This is a genomic window from Streptomyces bikiniensis (genome assembly GCF_000716625.1).
Classification (GTDB): domain Bacteria; phylum Actinomycetota; class Actinomycetes; order Streptomycetales; family Streptomycetaceae; genus Streptomyces; species Streptomyces bikiniensis.
This window is the reverse complement of record NZ_JNXJ01000030.1, coordinates 89392-104829: the sequence shown is the minus strand read 5'-3', so window position 1 is coordinate 104829 and position 15438 is coordinate 89392. Positions and strand designations below refer to the sequence as shown.

14 protein-coding genes and 1 riboswitch are annotated in these 15438 nt (G+C 72.6%); of the genes, 5 read left to right on the top strand and 9 right to left on the bottom strand.

Features of this window, described 5'->3' with window-relative positions; translation table 11 throughout:
- Nucleotides 1-94 precede the first annotated feature (94 nt).
- Nucleotides 95-757, bottom strand: a complete 663-nt coding sequence (locus OO47_RS22860) for an AAA family ATPase (RefSeq protein WP_030218595.1) — start codon at nucleotides 755-757, stop codon at nucleotides 95-97.
- Nucleotides 758-908: 151 nt separating this feature from the next.
- A riboswitch (glycine riboswitch) is annotated at nucleotides 909-1023 on the top strand.
- Between the two features lie 167 nt (nucleotides 1024-1190).
- On the opposite strand from OO47_RS22860, the gene gcvT reads away from it, so the two are divergent.
- From gcvT to OO47_RS22840, 4 genes are all read left to right on the top strand, one after another.
- Nucleotides 1191-2315: a glycine cleavage system aminomethyltransferase GcvT gene (gene gcvT / locus OO47_RS22855; RefSeq protein WP_030218598.1), complete on the top strand. Its 1125-nt coding sequence runs from the start codon at nucleotides 1191-1193 to the stop codon at nucleotides 2313-2315.
- A 77-nt stretch (nucleotides 2316-2392) separates the two neighbouring features.
- The gene (gcvH, locus tag OO47_RS22850; protein WP_030218599.1) at nucleotides 2393-2773 is read left to right on the top strand and encodes a glycine cleavage system protein GcvH; all 381 of its coding nucleotides are present in this window, start codon (nucleotides 2393-2395) and stop codon (nucleotides 2771-2773) included.
- Between the two features lie 32 nt (nucleotides 2774-2805).
- Nucleotides 2806-4077, top strand: coding sequence for a serine hydroxymethyltransferase (gene glyA / locus OO47_RS22845; RefSeq protein WP_030218602.1), 1272 nt, complete (start codon nucleotides 2806-2808; stop codon nucleotides 4075-4077).
- Between the two features lie 177 nt (nucleotides 4078-4254).
- Entirely contained in the window at nucleotides 4255-5625 is a 1371-nt protein-coding gene (locus tag OO47_RS22840; protein ID WP_030218604.1) for an L-serine ammonia-lyase, read from the top strand.
- Between the two features lie 58 nt (nucleotides 5626-5683).
- On the opposite strand, the gene OO47_RS22835 is transcribed toward OO47_RS22840, so the two are convergent.
- The 6 genes from OO47_RS22835 to OO47_RS22810 all read right to left on the bottom strand — a co-directional run bounded on the left by OO47_RS22835 (nucleotide 5684) and on the right by OO47_RS22810 (nucleotide 11021).
- Nucleotides 5684-5899 carry an EF-hand domain-containing protein gene (locus OO47_RS22835; RefSeq protein WP_030218607.1) on the bottom strand — a complete coding sequence of 72 codons (216 nt, stop codon included), beginning with the start codon at nucleotides 5897-5899 and terminating at the stop codon, nucleotides 5684-5686.
- A 449-nt stretch (nucleotides 5900-6348) separates the two neighbouring features.
- Complete coding sequence (locus tag OO47_RS22830) at nucleotides 6349-6867, bottom strand: ATP-binding protein (RefSeq protein ID WP_030218611.1); 519 nt, start codon at nucleotides 6865-6867, stop codon at nucleotides 6349-6351.
- Between the two features lie 135 nt (nucleotides 6868-7002).
- Nucleotides 7003-7770 (bottom strand): enoyl-CoA hydratase/isomerase family protein, encoded by a 768-nt coding sequence (locus OO47_RS22825; protein ID WP_030218614.1) that lies wholly within the window; start codon nucleotides 7768-7770, stop codon nucleotides 7003-7005.
- Between the two features lie 84 nt (nucleotides 7771-7854).
- Nucleotides 7855-9114 carry a L,D-transpeptidase gene (locus OO47_RS22820; RefSeq protein ID WP_078489827.1) on the bottom strand — a complete coding sequence of 420 codons (1260 nt, stop codon included), beginning with the start codon at nucleotides 9112-9114 and terminating at the stop codon, nucleotides 7855-7857.
- A 252-nt stretch (nucleotides 9115-9366) separates the two neighbouring features.
- Nucleotides 9367-9699 carry a glyoxalase superfamily protein gene (locus OO47_RS22815; RefSeq protein WP_030218626.1) on the bottom strand — a complete coding sequence of 111 codons (333 nt, stop codon included), beginning with the start codon at nucleotides 9697-9699 and terminating at the stop codon, nucleotides 9367-9369.
- A gap of 104 nt (nucleotides 9700-9803) precedes the next feature.
- Nucleotides 9804-11021 carry a L,D-transpeptidase gene (locus OO47_RS22810; RefSeq protein WP_030218628.1) on the bottom strand — a complete coding sequence of 406 codons (1218 nt, stop codon included), beginning with the start codon at nucleotides 11019-11021 and terminating at the stop codon, nucleotides 9804-9806.
- A gap of 164 nt (nucleotides 11022-11185) precedes the next feature.
- Here OO47_RS22810 and glgX point away from each other — a divergent pair, with 164 nt between their 5' ends.
- Nucleotides 11186-13387 (top strand): glycogen debranching protein GlgX, encoded by a 2202-nt coding sequence (gene glgX / locus OO47_RS22805; protein WP_030218631.1) that lies wholly within the window; start codon nucleotides 11186-11188, stop codon nucleotides 13385-13387.
- 19 nt (nucleotides 13388-13406) lie between these two features.
- On the opposite strand, the gene OO47_RS22800 is transcribed toward glgX, so the two are convergent.
- On the bottom strand, nucleotides 13407-14054 hold the full coding sequence (locus tag OO47_RS22800; protein ID WP_030218633.1) for a response regulator: 648 nt from the start codon (nucleotides 14052-14054) through the stop codon (nucleotides 13407-13409).
- Nucleotides 14051-15430: a sensor histidine kinase gene (locus tag OO47_RS22795; protein WP_063831924.1), complete on the bottom strand. Its 1380-nt coding sequence runs from the start codon at nucleotides 15428-15430 to the stop codon at nucleotides 14051-14053. Before OO47_RS22795 ends, OO47_RS22800 begins: the two co-directional genes overlap by 4 nt.
- Nucleotides 15431-15438 lie beyond the last annotated feature (8 nt).

The window sequence follows — 15438 nt, the reverse complement described above, 5'->3', positions numbered from 1 at the left end:
CGTGGCCGGAAGGGGAGGGTACGGGCGCCCCGGGGGCGCCGCACACGGGCGCCCGGGGCACGGCGCGCGAGGCCCCGGGCGCCGCGGGAAGGGGTCAGCCCGCCTCCCCGAAGGTGATCGTCCGGAGGGTGTCGGCGGCGTCCCGGTCGAGCAGGGTCGCCGAGGCGCAGCCGTGCGGCAGCCGGCCGCCCTCGGCGGCCCGCAGCAGCCGGGAGACGGCGCGCCGGTGCCGGGCGAAGGCGTACGCGGAGACGCCCCGGCCCCGGGCGTGCTGCCCGGCCCTGGCGGTGTCCGGGGCCACGTCGAGGAGGAGCAGGTGCAGCTCGCTCCCCCGGCGGCGGGCCTCGCGGGCGAGCCAGCCGCGCACCCAGGACTGGGTGCCGCAGTCGTGCACGATCACGCTCGCGCCGGAGCGCAGGGCGCGGCGCAGCCCGGCGTAGTGCGCGAGCCGGACCAGGGGGCGGTAGACCGCGTACGGCAGGAGGCGGGGCATCCGGGCCTCCCAGCGCTCCCGGACGTCCTGGGAGTCGATGCCCCGGTCCCCGGCGGTCCGCTTCATCAGGGTGGACTTGCCGCTGCCGGGCAGCCCGGAGACGACCACGAGGTCCCCGGCCGCGAAGGCGAGGGCGCGGGGGCCCCGCCCGCCGCGCTCGCGCAGGTCCCGCAGGACCCGGCCCCGTCCCCGGGTCCGGGCGCGGGCCCGTGGGGACGGTATGCCGGTACTCGCCGCGTATGCGCCGGTGTGCTGGACGGTCATCGACTCTCCCCCTGACGGGTCTCGGAAGACCCTTCCCAAGAAGTGTAAAGAAACGGTAATGGGGCACAAGCGATTTGCCGCGCCGACACCGCGTGCAATGATGTGCGCGCCAGGCGCCCACGGTCGCCTGTACAACCGCATACCGGCCGTTCGAATCCGCGCGGGAGAGTTCCGGACCACGGAGTGGGTGACCACCCGGTGCGTCCGGGCGCCGAAGGAGCAAGACCCTCCCTTGAATCTCTCAGGCCCCGTACCGCGTGGATGAGGCAGATCTGAAAAGCGGGACACCCCGGTGTCCCCACCCAAGGTGCAAGCCGGGCTCTCGGTGACGAGATGCCCCCGGTGAACCTCTCAGGTTCCATGACAGATGGGGAGGACGTCCTCGCCCGTCATGTCTTCGTCACCGAACGCCTTGGGACCCGGGAGCCACCCCATGACCACTGCCCCCCGCCTCACCGCCCTCGATGCGCTGCATCGCTCCCTGGGCGCGACCATGACCGACTTCGCGGGCTGGGACATGCCGCTGCGGTACGGCAGCGAGCGCGACGAGCACCACGCCGTCCGCACCCGGGCCGGCCTCTTCGACCTCTCCCACATGGGCGAGATCACCGTCACCGGCCCGCAGGCCGTCGAGCTCCTCGACTTCGCCCTGGTCGGCAACATCTCCACGGTGGGCACCGGCCGCGCCCGGTACACGATGATCTGCCGCGAGGACGGCGGCATCCTGGACGACCTGATCGTCTACCGCCTGGGCGAGACGGAGTACATGGTCGTCGCCAACGCCTCCAACGCGCAGGTCGTCCTGGACGCCCTCACCGAGCGCGCGGCCGGCTTCGACGCCGAGGTCCGCGACGACCGCGACGCGTACGCCCTGATCGCGGTCCAGGGCCCGGAGTCCCCCGGCATCCTGAAGTCGGTCACCGACGCCGACCTGGACGGCCTGAAGTACTACGCCGGCCTGCCGGGCACGGTCGCGGGCGTGCCCGCCCTGATCGCCCGCACCGGCTACACCGGCGAGGACGGCTTCGAGCTCTTCCTGAAGCCCGAGCACGCCGAGGGCGTGTGGAAGGCCCTGACCGAGGCCGGCGAGGGCGTCGGACTGATCCCCTGCGGCCTGTCCTGCCGCGACACGCTCCGCCTGGAGGCGGGCATGCCGCTGTACGGCCACGAGCTGACCACCTCCCTCACCCCCTTCGACGCCGGCCTCGGCCGGGTCGTGAAGTTCGAGAAGACGACGAACGAGGGCCGCTTCGTCGGCCGCGAGGCCCTGGAGAAGGCCGCCGAGCGCGCCGAGACCGCCCCGCCGCGCAAGCTGGTCGGCCTGATCGCCGAGGGCCGCCGGGTCCCGCGCGCCGGGTTCTCCGTCGTCAAGGACGGCGAGGTCGTCGGCGAGGTCACCTCCGGCGCCCCGTCCCCGACTCTCGGAAAGCCGATCGCGATGGCCTACGTGGACGCGGCGCACGCGGAGCCCGGCACCCAGGGTGTAGGTGTGGACGTCCGGGGCACCCACGAGCCGTACGAGGTCGTGGCGCTGCCGTTCTACAAGCGCCGGAAGTGACGAAGTCGTCCCACCGCGCGTCTCACCCCGCAAGACCCACGTTCATCAGCACTCCCCCGATCCAGGAGAATCAGGTCATGAGCAACCCCCAGCAGCTGCGGTACACCAAGGAGCACGAGTGGCTGTCGGACGCCGAGGACGGCGTCGCGACCGTCGGCATCACGGAGTTCGCGGCCAACGCGCTCGGTGACGTCGTCTACGCCCAGCTCCCCGAGGTCGGCGACACCGTCACCGCGGGCGAGACCTGCGGCGAGCTGGAGTCGACGAAGTCCGTGAGCGACCTGTACTCCCCCGTCTCGGGTGAGGTCGTCGCCGCCAACCAGGACGTGGTGGACGACCCGTCCCTGGTGAACACGGCTCCGTTCGAGGGTGGCTGGCTGTTCAAGGTGCGCGTCGCGGGTGAGCCGGACGACCTGCTCACCGCCGACGAGTACGCCGCGTTCTCCGCCGGGAACTGAGACCGGACCCGAGACCCCTTAGGGATCGATTCATGTCGCTTCTGAACACTCCCCTCCACGAGCTGGACCCCGACGTCGCCGCCGCCGTCGACGCCGAGCTCCGCCGTCAGCAGTCCACCCTCGAGATGATCGCCTCGGAGAACTTCGCTCCGGTCGCGGTCATGGAGGCCCAGGGCTCCGTCCTCACCAACAAGTACGCCGAGGGCTACCCGGGCCGCCGCTACTACGGCGGCTGCGAGCACGTCGACGTCTCCGAGCAGATCGCCATCGACCGGGTCAAGGACCTGTTCGGTGCCGAGTACGCCAACGTCCAGCCGCACTCCGGCGCCTCCGCGAACCAGGCCGCCCTCTTCGCGATCGCCCAGCCGGGCGACACGATCCTGGGCCTGGACCTGGCGCACGGCGGCCACCTCACCCACGGGATGCGCCTGAACTTCTCCGGCAAGCAGTTCAACGTGGTCGCGTACCACGTGGACGGGGCCGGTCTGGTCGACATGGCCGAGGTCGAGCGCCTCGCCAAGGAGCACCGCCCGAAGGTGATCATCGCGGGCTGGTCGGCGTACCCGCGCCACCTGGACTTCGCGGAGTTCCGCCGGATCGCGGACGAGGTCGGCGCCTACCTGTGGGTCGACATGGCCCACTTCGCGGGCCTGGTCGCCGCCGGTCTGCACCCGAACCCGGTCGAGTACGCGGACGTGGTGACCTCCACCACGCACAAGACGCTCGGCGGCCCGCGCGGCGGCATCATCCTGGCGCGGGGCAAGGAGTTCGCGAAGAAGCTGAACTCCGCGGTCTTCCCCGGCTTCCAGGGCGGCCCCCTGGAGCACGTGATCGCGGCCAAGGCCGTCTCCTTCAAGGTCGCGGCCTCGGAGGAGTTCAAGGAGCGGCAGCAGCGCACCGTCGAGGGCGCCCGCATCATCGCCGAGCGCCTGGTGCGGGACGACGTCAGGCAGCACGGCGTCTCCGTCGCCTCCGGCGGCACGGACGTGCACCTGCTCCTGGTCGACCTGCGCGACTCGGAGCTGGACGGCCAGCAGGCCGAGGACCGCCTCCACGAGGTCGGCATCACGGTCAACCGGAACGCGGTCCCGAACGACCCGCGCCCCCCGATGGTCACCTCCGGTCTGCGCATCGGCACGCCGGCGCTCGCGACCCGCGGCTTCGGGGCCGAGGACTTCCGCGAGGTCGCGGACGTCATCGCCGAGACCCTGAAGCCGGGCTTCGACGCCGAGAAGGCCGAGGCCCTCAAGGCCCGGGTGACCGCCCTCGCGGACAAGCACCCGCTGTACCCCGGCCTGAAGTGACACCGCAGTAGTAGTGACACCGTAGTAATTTCGTACGCTTTTGTTCGTACGGACATCCGGGGCACCGCGCACACTGGAACAACGGGCGCGGTGCCCCGACCCGTGTCCCCCCGCCCCACGCGCTCTCTGCACCACCCCGGCAGACAACGACGTCCAGCCCCCACAAGGAGTCATCCCGTGGCCATCTCGGTCTTCGACCTGTTCTCGATCGGCATCGGTCCGTCGAGCTCCCACACGGTGGGCCCCATGCGCGCGGCCCGGATGTTCGCCCGCCGCCTGAAGAACGAGGGCCTGCTGGCCCACACGGCGAAGGTGCGGGCGGAGCTGTACGGCTCCCTCGGCGCCACCGGCCACGGCCACGGCACCCCCAAGGCCGTCCTGCTCGGCCTGGAGGGGAACTCGCCCCGCACGGTCGACGTCGAGCACGCGGACGAGGAGTTCGAGCGGATCAAGGCGAGCGGCCGGATCAACCTGCTCGGCGCCCACGAGGTCCCCTTCGACTTCGACGCCGACCTGATACTGCACCGGCGCAAGGCGCTCCCGTACCACGCCAACGGCATGACGGTCTTCGCGTACGACGCGGAGGGCGGGCTCGTCCTGGAGAAGACGTACTACTCGGTCGGCGGCGGCTTCGTCGTCGACGAGGACGCGGTGGCGGGCGAGAACCCGATCGTCCCGGACGACACGGTCCTGAAGTACCCCTTCCGCACCGGCGACGAGCTGCTCCGCCTCGCGAAGGAGACCGGCCTGTCGATCTCCGCGCTGATGCTGGAGAACGAGAAGGCCTGGCGCACCGAGGACGAGATCCGCGCGGGCCTCCTGGAGATCTGGCGGGTCATGCAGTCCTGCGTCTCGCGCGGCATGTCCCGCGAGGGCATCCTGCCCGGCGGCCTGAAGGTGCGCCGCCGCGCGGCGAACTCCGCCCGCAAGCTGCGCTCCGAGGGGAACCCGGAGGCGCACGCCATGGAGTGGATCACCCTGTACGCGATGGCGGTGAACGAGGAGAACGCGGCGGGCGGCCGGGTGGTCACGGCCCCGACGAACGGCGCGGCCGGCATCATCCCCGCCGTCCTGCACTACTACATGAACTTCGTGCCCGGCGCGGACGAGGACGGCGTGGTCCGCTTCCTGCTCGCGGCCGGCGCGGTCGGCATGCTCTTCAAGGAGAACGCCTCGATCTCCGGCGCCGAGGTCGGCTGCCAGGGCGAGGTCGGCTCGGCCTGCTCGATGGCGGCCGGCGCCCTGGCCGAGGTCCTGGGCGGCTCCCCGGAGCAGGTGGAGAACGCGGCCGAGATCGGCATGGAGCACAACCTGGGCCTGACCTGCGACCCGGTCGGCGGCCTGGTCCAGATCCCCTGCATCGAGCGCAACGGCATGGCGGCGGTCAAGGCGGTCACGGCCGCGAAGATGTCGATGCGCGGCGACGGCAGCCACCTGGTCTCCCTGGACAAGGTCATCAAGACCATGAAGGAGACGGGCGCCGACATGAGCGTCAAGTACAAGGAGACCGCGCGCGGCGGCCTCGCGGTGAACATCATCGAGTGCTGACGCCGGGCCCCGGGCGGGCGGCGACCACGGTCGCGCGGCCCGCCCGGGCGGGCGCGGGTCAGGCCTTGCTGAGGTGCGCCCAGAACTCGTCCCACGACAGCCGGCCGTCGCCGTTGTCGTCGCGCTGCTTGATGAGCGCCTCGGCGACCGTCTCGGTGACGTGGAAGTCGCCCAGCTGCGCCATCACGCTCTTGTACTCCGCGGCGGTGATGAAGCCGTCCCCGTCCACGTCGTACCGGTTGAATGCCGTGCGTGCCGACTCGATGTCCGCCACTGTTTCCGCCCCTTCATGGTGCTTGTCTGACGGGGGTCAGATTAGCCGCCCCGGGCCGCCCGGCCGACGGGGGTCGGCGGAAGACGCCTCCTCTCGGCCGGTCCGTTCCGCCGGAGGCCGGGGCCGGCCGTCCAGCATGCGGACGACCCCGGGAAACAATCAGTGAACCGCATAGCCATTCACTGTTTGCAAGGCAGGTGCCACATGTCACCAACGATTCACAGTTAAAGTGTGAGCTTTTGACCGTTTTTGCCCCACTAGGGACTTTTGGCGATGAGGGCACTTGTCTGACATAGTCGATGACACGACCTCCATTGACCCGGGCCAGGTCGACAACAGCGGCCGTGGATACACCCCCCCGTCCACGGCGCACCACACGGAAGCCCCCAGCACGCCCCACCACGGCGCACGGGGGCTTCCGTGCGTCCGGGGACGGGCCGCCCGGTGACTCAGACGCGGTCCGCGACCCGCATCTCGAACCAGGTCGTCTTGCCGCGCGGCGCCAGGTCCACGCCCCACCGGTCCGCCAGCTTGTCGACCAGGAAGAGCCCCCGGCCGCTCGTGTCCAGCTCGTGCACCGGCATCAGACAGGGCAGCCCGCGCGAGGGGTCGCGCACCTCGATCCGGATCGAGCCCCGGCGGCGGTGCAACCGCAGCACGAAGGCCCGGGCGCCGGTGTGCCGGACGGCGTTCCCCACCAGCTCCGAGACCAGGAGGACCGCGTGCTCGGCGAGCTGCGGCCCCAGCGCCCACTGACGCATCACGACGTGCTGCGTGAGCCTGCGGGCCACCCACGCGGACTCGGGCCGGGACGGCAGCCGGACGTCGCCCTCCGCCGGATTCCCGTACAACTCCACTGCTTCGGCGGCCTGTTCGTCGTCCGCGGCCAGTGACCACCGCGCCGCGGCGGCGCTCGCGCGCCGCCGTGGTTGCTCCCTACCCTCCAGGCCCGCCATGCCCACCATCATGGCCGGACGGAACGGTCCCCGGGGGCCGTTCCGCGGGAAACGGCCCCCTACGGGCCCGGGGAAGGCCCCCTACGGGGCCGGCACAGACGCCTTACGGACACCTGGCCGACAGCCGCCGGTTCCCTTTCGGTCAGCTCAGCCGAATTTCGCCTTGCCCGGGCCCTCCTCGACGAAGCTGCGCATCCCGCGCTCGCGGTCCTCGGTGGCGAACAGACCGGCGAACCAGGTGCGCTCGATGGCCAGACCGGTGTCGATGTCGGTCTCCAGGCCCTGGTCGATCGCCTCCTTCGCGGCCCGCAGCGCGACGGCCGGCCCCTGCGCCAGCTTCGCCGCCCACGCGTGCGCCTGCTCGTACACCTCGGCGGCCGGGACGACCCGGTCGACCAGGCCGAGGGAGAGGGCCTCGTCCGCCTTCACCATCCGGCCGGTGAAGACGAGGTCCTTGGCCCTGGAGGGGCCGACGAGGCGGGAGAGGCGCTGGGTGCCGCCCGCGCCCGGGATCAGGCCGAGCAGGATCTCGGGCTGGCCGAGCTTGGCGTTGTCGGCGGCGATCCGGTAGTCGGCGCAGAGCGCCAGCTCGCAGCCGCCGCCGAGCGCGTAGCCGGTGATCGCGGCGACGACCGGCTTGGGGATGCGGGCGACGGCGGTGAAGGCGTCCTGGAGGGCGCGCGAGCGCTTGACCATGGCCACGTGGTCCATGACCTGCATCTCCTTGATGTCCGCGCCGGCCGCGAACACCTTCTCGCCGCCGTACAGGACCACGGCCCGCACGTCGTCGCGGTCGGTCGCCTCCTGGGCCAGCTCGCACAGCCGGTCCTGGGTGGCGACGTCCAGGGCGTTCATCGGGGGGCGGTCGAGACGGATCGTGCCGACGCCTTCGGCGACTTCGAGGTTCACAGTCATGGGAGAAGGTTAGGACTCGTCGACGCGAAGGGGCCCGGTGCTGTTGCTCACAGCACCGGGCCCCGCCGAAGAATCCGGGACCGCCTAGGCGATCCACTCCGACCACGGCATGTTCCAGCCGTTGAGGCCGTTCTCCGGCTTGATCTGCTTGTCCTTGGAGTTCTTCACGACGACCACGTCACCGATGATCGAGCTGTCGTAGAACCAGGCGGCCGGAGTCGAGGCGTCCCCCGCGCCCCGGGTGTCCGCGAGGCCGACGCAGCCGTGGCTGACGTTCTGCGAGCCGAAGGTGCTCTTCGGGGCCCAGTAGTTGCCGTGCACGAAGGTGCCCGAGGTGGACAGGCGCATCGCGTGCGGCACGTCCTTGATGTCGTACTCGCCGCCGAAGCCGACCGTGGCCCCGTTCATCCGGGTCACCTTGTACTTCTCGCTGATGACCATCTGACCGTTGTACGTGGTCGTGGACGGCGCGCCCGCGGTGATCGGCAGCGTCTTGACGATCTTCCCGTCGCGCTCGACCTTCATGGTCTTGGCACTGGCGTCGACCGTGGAGACCTGTCGGCGGCCGATGGTGAAGGTGATGGTCTTCTTCTGCTTGCCGTAGACGCCGGGGCGGCCCTCGACGCCGTCCAGGTTGAGGCGCACCGTCACCTTGGTGCCGGCGGCCCAGTACTGCTCGGGGCGGAAGTCCAGGCGGTCGTTGCCGAACCAGTGACCCTCGATCGGGACGGACGGCTCGGCCGTCACCCTGATGGCCTTCTCGACGGCCTCGGGGTCGGTGATGCCCCGGGTGAAGTTGATGGAGACCGGCATGCCGACGCCGACGGTCGAGCCGTCCTCCGGCGTGTAGTGGCCGATGAAGGTGTTCTTCGGGACCAGGGTGGTGAAGGTGGTGTCCTTCGCCGACTCGCGGCCCTCGGCGTCCTTCGCGACGGCGTGCACCTTGTACTGGGTGCCCGCGGACAGGTGGGCGGTCGGCTGCCAGCTGGCGCCGTCCGCCGCGATCTTCCCCTCGACCGCGGTGCCCTTGGAGTCGGCGACCGTGACCGTGGTCAGCTTGCCCTGCTGGGCGGTCACCTTGAGGGCGCCGCTGGTGGCGACCGACTCGGCGCCGTCCTTCGGGAGGATCGTCACGACGGCCTGGGAGGCCGCGTTCTCCTGCTTGCCGTCGCCCTGGGCCTGCGGGCCCCGCGCGCCGCCGGTGGCGTCCCCGCCGCCCCCGCCGCAGGCGGTGAGCACCAGGAGCAGCGCCCCCGCCGCCAGGGCCCGGAACCGGACGCCCCCGCGTCGCCGGCCCCTACCCGTGGTTCCCGCCGGTGCCCCCGATATAGGCTGCCCGTTCACTGTGGTCGTCTCCCCTCGCACGGCCCGGCAACGCCACGGCCCCACCCCCGTGCGCATCCGCTCGCGCACACGGCGCTAGATAATCACACCGCAGGACACGAAAGATCCTCGCGCATGTCACCGTTCCGTCCCGATCGACGTGCTGGTGACACATCGGGCAACACCCTCCCCGTCCGCCACGGTCCACGCCCGTGACCAGGGCCTGATCCACCGGACGGGCCCCTGGGGCCGGCGGTCCCGCCGGACCGGGCGTCACTCCTTGGGCGTGCCGATCCGCAGCCGGTTGCCGTCGGGGTCGCGCAGCTCGACCTCGCGCGCCCACGGGGCGTCCTCCACCCGTACGCCGAACTCGGAGGCGACGGCGTCGACGTCCCGGACGCGGAGGTAGACCAGCGTGTCGGGGCGGGCGTCGCCGGTGTGCTCCGACAGGAACAGCCGCAACCCGCCCCGGGCGACCTCGACGAACGCAGGGAAGCCCGGCCCGAAGCGGTGCTCCCACCGCCGGGCGAAGCCCAGCCGCCCGTACCAGGCGACCGCCGCCGCGGCGTCCTCGACGCGGAGAACGGGGACGGCCTCCTCGGCCATGAGGTCGGCGGGGTCCGTGGGTTCCGTGGGTTCCGTGGGTTCCGTGGAGTTCGCGGGTTCCATGCGGGTCATCGTCGCAGACCGTCCGGGGCGAAGGCGGGGGTTCAGCGGAGCGCCGACCCCGCCTTCCAGCTCTTCCAGTCCGTGTTCCAGCCGCCGAGGCCGTTGTCGGGGGCGACCTTCCGGTCGCGGGAGTTGACCACCTCCACCACGTCCCCGATCAGGGTCCGGTCGAAGAACCAGCCCGCGGGCGAGCGTTCGCTGCCGCCCTTCTCGTCCCGGAGCCCCACGCAGCCGTGGCTGACGTTGGCGCTGCCGAAGGTCTCGGGCGGGGCCCAGTAGTTGCCGTGCAGGAAGGTCCCGGACTCGGTGAGCCGCATCGCGTGCGGCACGTCCTTGATGTCGTACTCGCCGCCGAAGCCGACCGTGGCCCCGTTCATCCGGGTCACGTCGTACAGCTCGGTGACGACCATCTTCCCGTTGTACGTGGTGGTCTTCGGCGCCCCGGCGGTGACCGGCAGGACGGCCAGGACCCGGCCGTCCCTGCGTACCTCCATGGTGTGCGCGGCGGCGTCCACGACGGAGACCTGGGAGCGGCCGACGGTGAAGCCGACCTTCTTGCGCTGGATGCCGTACACGCCGGGCGCCCCCTCGACGTCCCGCAGGTCGAGGTCGACGGTGACCCGGGTGCCGGGGGCCCAGTACCGCTCCGGGCGGAAGTCGAGCCGCTCCCCGCCGAACCAGTGGCCGGCGACCTCGACCGGCGGGTCGGAGGTGATCCGGACGGCGCGCTCGACCGCGGCCCGGTTCTCGACGGGCCGGCTGAAGGTGAAGGAGACGATCATGCCGGTGCCGACCGTGGAGCGGTTCTCCGGCTTGAAGTAGCCGATGAAGCGGGACTCGGGCACCACGGTGGTGAAGGTGGTGTGGCGGGCCGAGCGGCGCCCGTGCGCGTCGAGGGCGACGGCGTCCACGCTGTACTTGGCGGCCAGGGCGAGCCGGTCACGGGCCGACGGCCGCCAGCGCAGCCCGTCGGCGGAGACCTCCCCGGCGACCTCGGTCCGCCGGCCGTCCTCCACCCGGGCGACGGTCACCCGTTCGAGCCGTCCGCCGTCCACCCTCACCTCGACCGGCGCGTCGGCCGGGACCGCGCGGCTGCCGTCCTCGGGGACGACCCGGATGACGTCGCCGGGGGCCCGTCCCTTGCCCGGCAGGGAGAGGTCGACGCCCCTGCCGCCGTCCGCTCCGGTGCAGCCCGCGAGGCCCGCCAGCAGTCCCGCCACCGCGAGGGCGCGCCCCGCGCGCTTCCATACAGATCTCACGCCCGGACCAACGACGGGCCCCCTCCAGGGGAAACGTGCGTGCGGGTCATGTTGGGAGCACGGCCGTGCGGGCAGAACAGGGGGAGAACCTCGCGCGGGGAGCGGTGGCCGGGACGCCACCGCTCCCCGCGCGAGGGCCCGACGGAGCCGCGGGAGGCCGGACGGTGGCGAGCGCAGCCGAGCAGGAGGCGGTACAGCAGCGTGCCCTGGAGCGGGCGGGGCCGCCCGTGTGGCCGGGGGCCCCGACGCCCCTCGGCGCCCGCTGCCGGGTCGGACCCGGCGGGGTCGCGGGCACCAACTTCGCCCTGTGGGCGGGCGGGGCGGAGGCCGTCGAGCTGTGCCTGTTCGACGGGGACGGGACGGAGACGCGGCTGCCGCTGACCGAGCTGACCCACGAGATCTGGCACGGCTTCGTGCCCGGGACCGGGCCGGGGCAGCGGTACGGCTACCGGGTGCACGGCCGCTGGGACCCGTGGACGGGCGCCCGGTGGAACCCGGCGAAGCTGCTCCTCGACCCGTACGCGCGGGCCGTGGACGGCGAGTTCTCCCTGCCCCCCGAGGTGTACGGGCACGTGCGGGACTGGCCGCAGCAGCACGTGGCCGACACCGTCCGCGACGAGCGGGACTCCGCCCCGCACGTCCCGAAGGGGGTCGTCGTCCACGACGACGACGACTGGTCCGACGACCGCAGGCCCAAGACGCCCTGGCAGGACTCGGTCATCTACGAGGTCCACGTCAAGGGCTTCACCCGGCTGCACCCGGGCATCCCCGAGCACCTGCGCGGCACGTACGCGGGGCTCGCGCACCCGGCGGCGGTCGACCACCTCGTACGGCTCGGGGTGACGGCGGTGGAGCTGCTGCCGGTGCACCAGTTCGCGCACGAGGACCACCTGCTGCGGCGGGGCCTGCGCAACTACTGGGGGTACAACTCCGTCGGCTACTTCGCGCCGCACGCCGGCTACTCCTCCTCGGGGACGGCCGGGCAGCAGGTCGGCGAGTTCAAGAAGATGGTGCGGGCGCTGCACGCGGCCGGGATCGAGGTCATCCTGGACGTGGTCTACAACCACACGGCGGAGGCGGGCGAGCTGGGCCCGACCCTCTCCCTGAAGGGCATCGACAACCGGGGCTACTACCGGCTCCAGTCCGACGCCCGCCGGTACGCCGACTACACGGGCTGCGGCAACACCCTGCACGTGGTGCAGCCGCAGGTGCTGCGGCTCATCACCGACAGCCTGCGCTACTGGGTGACGGAGATGGGGGTGGACGGCTTCCGCTTCGACCTGGCGGCGGCGCTCGCCCGCTCCTTCCACGACGTCGACATGCTCTCCCCCTTCCTCGCGGTCATCGCCCAGGACCCGGTGCTGCGCCGGGTGAAGCTGATCGCGGAGCCCTGGGACGTGGGCAACGGCGGCTACCAGGTGGGGGCCTTCCCTCCCCTGTGGACCGAGTGGAACGACCGCTACCGGGACGCCGTGCGGGACTTCTGGCGCGGGGCGCTGCCGGACGTGCGGGACCTCGGCTACCGGCTCTCCGGCTCCAGCGACCTGTACGCCTGGGGCGGGCGCCGGCCGTACGCCTCGGTCAACTTCGTCACCGCCCACGACGGCTTCACGCTGCGGGACCTCGTCACGTACGAGCGGAAGCACAACGAGGCCAACGGCGAGGGGAACCGGGACGGCACCCACGACAACCGGTCCTGGAACTGCGGCGCGGAGGGCGAGACCGACGACCCGGAGATCGGGGCGCTGCGGCTGCGCCAGCAGCGGAACCTGCTCACCACCCTGCTCCTGTCGACCGGGGTGCCGATGCTGGTCTCCGGCGACGAGATGGGCCGGACCCAGGGCGGCAACAACAACGCGTACTGCCAGGACAACGAGATCGGCTGGCTCGACTGGTCGCTGCCGGAGGACCCCGGCCGGGCCCAGCTCCTCGCCCTGTCCCGGCGGCTCCTCGCGCTGCGCCACCGGCATCCGGTGCTGCGGCGCCGGGCCTTCTTCTCCGGCCGCCCGCAGCGGGCGGACGGGCTGCGGGACCTGGCCTGGTTCACGGCCGAGGGCACGGAGATGACGGAGGGCGACTGGTACGCGCGGGCGGGGACGCTCGGCCTCTACCTGTCGGGCCGGGACATCCCGGGCCGGGACGCGCGGGGCGAGCGGATCACCGACGACAGCTTCCTCGCCGTCCTGCACTCCGACCACCGGCCGCTGGACTTCCGGCTGCCGGGGCCGCCGTGGGCGGAGGCGTACGAACTGGTCGTGGACACGGCCCGCGAGGACCAGTCCGAGCCGCCGGGCACGGTCCACCGGGGCGGGGAGGTGCTCGCGGTGGGGGCCCGGTCGGTGGTGCTGCTGCGGGTGTCCCGGTAAGGGCCCGGGGCCCGCCGCTTCAGGAGCGGCCCAGTATCCCCCGGTCGTACCCGGCGGCGACGGCGGCCGCCCGGTCCTTCACGCCCAGTTTGCCGTAGAGGTGGGTGAGGTGGGTCTTGACCGTGGCCTCGCTGATGAACAGCTCGGCGGCGATGGCCCGGTTGGCGGTGCCCCGGGCGACGAGGGCGAGGATCTCGGCCTCGCGCGCGGAGAGGGTGGTGTCGGCGGGCGGGGCGGCGGGGGCCCGGACTGCGGTGACGAGCCGGGAGGCGACGGCCGGGGAGAGGACGGTGCGGCCCTCGGCGGCGGCCCGCACGGCCGCGAACAGCTCCTCGCGCGGGGCGTCCTTGAGGAGGTACCCGGTGGCGCCGGCCTCGATCGCCGGGAGGGTGTCGGTGTCCGTGTCGTACGTGGTGAGGACGAGGACCCGGGCGCGGGCGCCGTGCCGGGCGAGCGCGGCGATGGCTTCGACGCCGCCGCCGCCCGGCATCCGCAGGTCCATGAGGACCACGTCGGGGTCGAGTTCCAGGGCGAGTTCGACGCCCCGGACGCCGTCGGGGGCCTCGCCGAGGACGCGGAAGCCGGAACCCTCGGCGGCGAACATGCCGCGCAGGCCGTCCCGTACGACGGGATGGTCGTCGACGATCAGCAGGGTGATGTCGGTCATGGTGTGGCCAACGGTACGCGGGCGGAGACCGCCGTGCCCTCGCCGGGGGCGGTCTCGACGGTGACGGTGCCGGTGAGGCGCTCGGCGCGGGCCCGCATGCCGTCGAGCCCGAACCCGCCGCCGTCGCCCCGTTCGGGCCGGGCGAGCGGGTCGAAGCCGCGCCCGTCGTCCCGTACGTCCAGGGTGATCTCGTCGCCCATGTAGGAGAGGGTGATGCCGGCCCGGGCGGCGCCGGAGTGGCGGGCGGTGTTGGACAGGGCCTCCTGGGCGATCCGCAGCAGTGTGGCGGCGACCTCGTCGTGGAGCGGGGCCTCGGTGCCGGTGACGGTGAACCGGGTGTCGACGCCGGTGCGTTCGGCCCACTCCTCGACGGTCTTGCGCAGGGCGTCGGGGAGGGTGTCGTGTTCCAGGGCGACGGGGCCCAGGTTCCGCACGGAGCGACGGGCCTCGCCGAGGCCGTGCCGGGCGAGGTCGGCGGCGCGCCGCAGATGGATCTCGGCGCGGTCCCGGTCGGGGGCGGCGGAGGCGGCCTGGAGCTGGGTGACGACCCCGGTGAGGCCCTGGGCGATGGTGTCGTGGATCTCTGCGGCGAGCCGCCGCCGCTCGTCGGCGACCCCGGCCTCCCGGGCCTGGAGGAGGAGTTGGGCCTGGAGGGCGGCGTTCTCGGCGAGGGCCTGTTCGAGGCGGCTGTTGGCGCGGGCCAGCTCCGCGATGGTGACGGCCCGCTCGGCGGCCTTCTCGGCGTCCTTCTCGGCGAGGTGGGAGAAGCCGACGACGAGGCAGGCGTTCAGGGCGAACAGGCCGCCGAAGGCGAGCCACTGCACCGGGGAGGCGGGCGGCAGGCCCCCGGACTGGGAACCGGCCATGGTGGCGGCGACGACGAGGAGCCCGGGGTGGGAGAGGCGGCGGGACAGCAGGTGGACGGCGTCGAAGTAGCCGACGCAGGCGTAGACCGCGAAGAAGGGGTTGAGCCAGGTCAGGACGGAGGCGAGGACGGTACGGAGGACGAAGTACGCGGTGGAGGCGGGGCCGGGCGCGCCGGGCACGAGCACGGGCGGGGACTCTTCCCGTACGGGCTCCGGCTCGTCCCGTACGGGCTCCGTACCACCCCTTGCGGGCTCCGGCTCGTCCCCTATGGCCCCGGTGCCGGGCCGTTCGGTCGTCCAGCCGTGGGCCGCGACGAACCGGGCGCAGCGGCGGTCCCACACCACGTGGAGGAGGAGGGCCACGGCCACCAGGGCGCCGACCGCCAGCGCCTCCGCGCGGTCCATCAGCATCCCCACCGACGCCCCGGCGATCGCGGTGGCGATGCCGAGCAGGCCGTACGGCCCCCAGCGGAAGAACTGGCGCCAGCGTTCCTCGACGGTGGTCGGCACCGCCCCAC

Coding starts and splice junctions, on each gene's coding strand:
- glyA (WP_030218602.1), top strand. CDS start 2,806: ATGTCGCTTCTGAACACTCCCCTCCACGAGCTGGACCCCGACGTCGCC.
- OO47_RS22860 (WP_030218595.1), bottom strand. CDS start 757: ATGACCGTCCAGCACACCGGCGCATACGCGGCGAGTACCGGCATACCG.
- OO47_RS22800 (WP_030218633.1), bottom strand. CDS start 14,054: ATGACCGACATCACCCTGCTGATCGTCGACGACCATCCCGTCGTACGG.
- gcvT (WP_030218598.1), top strand. CDS start 1,191: ATGACCACTGCCCCCCGCCTCACCGCCCTCGATGCGCTGCATCGCTCC.
- OO47_RS22815 (WP_030218626.1), bottom strand. CDS start 9,699: ATGGCCGAGGAGGCCGTCCCCGTTCTCCGCGTCGAGGACGCCGCGGCG.
- gcvH (WP_030218599.1), top strand. CDS start 2,393: ATGAGCAACCCCCAGCAGCTGCGGTACACCAAGGAGCACGAGTGGCTG.
- OO47_RS22830 (WP_030218611.1), bottom strand. CDS start 6,867: ATGATGGTGGGCATGGCGGGCCTGGAGGGTAGGGAGCAACCACGGCGG.
- OO47_RS22825 (WP_030218614.1), bottom strand. CDS start 7,770: ATGACTGTGAACCTCGAAGTCGCCGAAGGCGTCGGCACGATCCGTCTC.